Source organism: Mycolicibacterium sp. XJ879, assembly GCF_053483935.1.
The window spans coordinates 1-3,331 of the sequence record NZ_JBEFTH010000026.1; the positions used below are offsets into that span (position 1 = coordinate 1).

Annotated in this window: 1 rRNA gene; it reads left to right on the forward strand. The window is 56.4% G+C overall.

Annotated features, from left to right (window positions below):
- Positions 1 to 175 precede the first annotated feature (175 nt).
- A 23S ribosomal RNA gene (locus tag ABQF13_RS25205) occupies positions 176 to 3,312 on the forward strand.
- The last annotated feature ends 19 nt before the right edge of the window (positions 3,313 to 3,331 follow it).

Here is a 3,331-nt window from a genome sequence, read left to right on the forward strand (position 1 = left end):
TTGTCCCGTGTGGGAAACCGGAGATGAGGTTTGGTTGTCGCCCCATGTTTTGGTGGTGGGGTGTGGTGTTTGATTTGTGGATAGTGGTTGCGAGCATCGCGATGCAGACCCGTTGTGGGTGTGTGTCGTGGTAATGCAATTTGTTTCTTCCGAGAAATTTTTTTAGTTGTTTTGTGTGTAAGTGTTTAAGGGCGCATGGTGGATGCCTTGGCACTAGGAGCCGATGAAGGACGTGGGAGGCTGCGATATGCCTCGGGGAGTTGTCAACCGAGCGTGGATCCGAGGATGTCCGAATGGGGAAACCCGGCACGAGTGATGTCGTGTCACCAGGCGGTGAATGTATAGCTGTCTGGGGGGAACGCGGGGAAGTGAAACATCTCAGTACCCGTAGGAAGAGAAAACAAGTATGTGATTCCGTTAGTAGTGGCGAGCGAACGCGGATGAGGCTAAACCGTGTGTATGTGATACCCGGCGGGGGTTGTGCATGCGGTGTTGTGGGGCCTGTGTTTCTCCTTTCCGCCGAGGGGAGCAGCAGTGATAAAGCAGTGGGTTAGTCGAAGTGGCCTGGGATGGTCTGCCGTAGCGGGTGAGAGCCCCGTAGACGAAAATCCGCTGCCTGCTGATGCAGGTTTTCCCCGAGTAGCAGCGGGCCCGTGGAATCTGCTGTGAATCTGCCGGGACCACCCGGTAAGCCTGAATACTTCCTAGTGACCGATAGCGGATGAGTACCGTGAGGGAATGGTGAAAAGTACCCCGGGAGGGGAGTGAAAGAGTACCTGAAACCGTGTGCCTACAATCCGTCAGAGCCCTCACTTTGTGTGGGGTGATGGCGTGCCTTTTGAAGAATGAGCCTGCGAGTCACCGACATGTCGCGAGGTTAACCCGGGTGGGGTAGCCGCAGCGAAAGCGAGTCTGAATAGGGCGCATCCAACCTGTAGGGGTTGGTGTAGTGGTGTGTTGTGGACCCGAAGCGGAGTGATCTACCCATGGCCAGGGTGAAGCGCGGGTAAGACCGCGTGGAGGCCCGAACCCACTTAGGTTGAAGACTGAGGGGATGAGCTGTGGGTAGGGGTGAAAGGCCAATCAAACTCCGTGATAGCTGGTTCTCCCCGAAATGCATTTAGGTGCAGCGTCACATGTTTCTTGTTGGAGGTAGAGCTACTGGATGGCCGATGGGCCCTACTAGGTTACTGACGTCAGCCAAACTCCGAATGCCGACAAGTCGAAAGTGTGGCAGTGAGACGGCGGGGGATAAGCTCCGTGCGTCGAGAGGGAAACAGCCCAGATCGCCGGCTAAGGCCCCTAAGCGTGTGCTAAGTGGAAAAGGATGTGCAGTCGCGAAGACAACCAGGAGGTTGGCTTAGAAGCAGCCACCCTTGAAAGAGTGCGTAATAGCTCACTGGTCAAGTGATTGTGCGCCGATAATGTAGCGGGGCTCAAGCACACCGCCGAAGCCGCGGCAGCAGCATCCTTTTGGGGTGTTGTTGGGTAGGGGAGCGTCCTGCATCCGGTGAAGCCACGAAGTGATTCAGTGGTGGAGGGTGTGGGAGCGAGAATGCAGGCATGAGTAGCGATAAGGCAAGTGAGAACCTTGCCCGCCGGAAGACCAAGGGTTCCTGGGCCAGGCCAGTCCGCCCAGGGTGAGTCGGGACCTAAGGCGAGGCCGACAGGCGTAGTCGATGGACAACGGGTTGATATTCCCGTACCCGTGTATGAGCGTCCCTGACGAATCCATACTGCTAACCACCCAAAAGGTGGCCTATCAATCCCTTCGGGGAGCGAGGGTCACCGGCTGCGTGGGACCCGTGTGGGTAGTAGTCAAGCGATGGGGTGACGCAGGAAGGTAGCCGTACCAGTCAGTGGTAATACTGGGGCAAACCTGTAGGGAGCCAGATAGGCAAATCCGTCTGGCATCAATCCTGAGAGGTGATGCATAGCCGAGTGAGGCGAATTCGGTGATCCTATGCTGTCGAGAAAAGCCTCTAGCGAGTCCATACACGGCCCGTACCCCAAACCAACACAGGTGGTCAGGTAGAGAATACCGAGGCGTACGAGATAACTATGGTTAAGGAACTCGGCAAAATGCCCCCGTAACTTCGGGAGAAGGGGGACCCCCACACCGTCAACCGGCTTGCCCGGGGCAGCGGTAGGGGGTGGCACAAACCAGTGAGAAGCGACTGTTTACTAAAAACACAGGTCCGTGCGAAGTCGCAAGACGAGGTATACGGACTGACGCCTGCCCGGTGCTGGAAGGTTAAGAGGACCCGTCAACCCCTTTCGGGGGGTGAAGCGGAGAATTTAAGCCCCAGTAAACGGCGGTGGTAACTATAACCATCCTAAGGTAGCGAAATTCCTTGTCGGGTAAGTTCCGACCTGCACGAATGGCGTAACGACTTCTCAGCTGTCTCAACCATAGACTCGGCGAAATTGCATTACGAGTAAAGATGCTCGTTACGCGCGGCAGGACGAAAAGACCCCGGGACCTTCACTACAACTTGGTATTGGTGCTCGATTCGGTTTGTGTAGGATAGGTGGGAGACTGTGAAGCAATCACGCCAGTGATTGTGGAGTCGTTGTTGAAATACCACTCTGATCGTATTGGGCCTCTAACCTCGAACCGTCTATCCGGTTCAGGGACAGTGCCTGGCGGGTAGTTTAACTGGGGCGGTTGCCTCCTAAAAAGTAACGGAGGCGCCCAAAGGTTCCCTCAACCTGGATGGCAATCAGGTGTCGAGTGTAAGTGCACAAGGGAGCTTGACTGCGAGACGAACATGTCAAGCAGGGACGAAAGTCGGGACTAGTGATCCGGCACCCCCGAGTGGAAGGGGTGTCGCTCAACGGATAAAAGGTACCCCGGGGATAACAGGCTGATCTTCCCCAAGAGTCCATATCGACGGGATGGTTTGGCACCTCGATGTCGGCTCGTCGCATCCTGGGGCTGGAGCAGGTCCCAAGGGTTGGGCTGTTCGCCCATTAAAGCGGCACGCGAGCTGGGTTTAGAACGTCGTGAGACAGTTCGGTCTCTATCCGCCGCGCGCGTCAGAAGCTTGAGGAAACCTGTCCCTAGTACGAGAGGACCGGGACGGACGAACCTCTGGTCCACCAGTTGTCCCACCAGGGGCACCGCTGGATAGCCACGTTCGGACAGGATAACCGCTGAAAGCATCTAAGCGGGAAACCCCCTCCAAGACCAGGCTTCTCACCCATCAAGTGGGATAAGGCCCCCCGCAGAACACGGGATCAATAGACCAGACCTACACACCCAGCAATGGGCGCAGGGAACTGGCACTAACCGGCCGAAAACTTACACACACTCGCAACCACACCAACA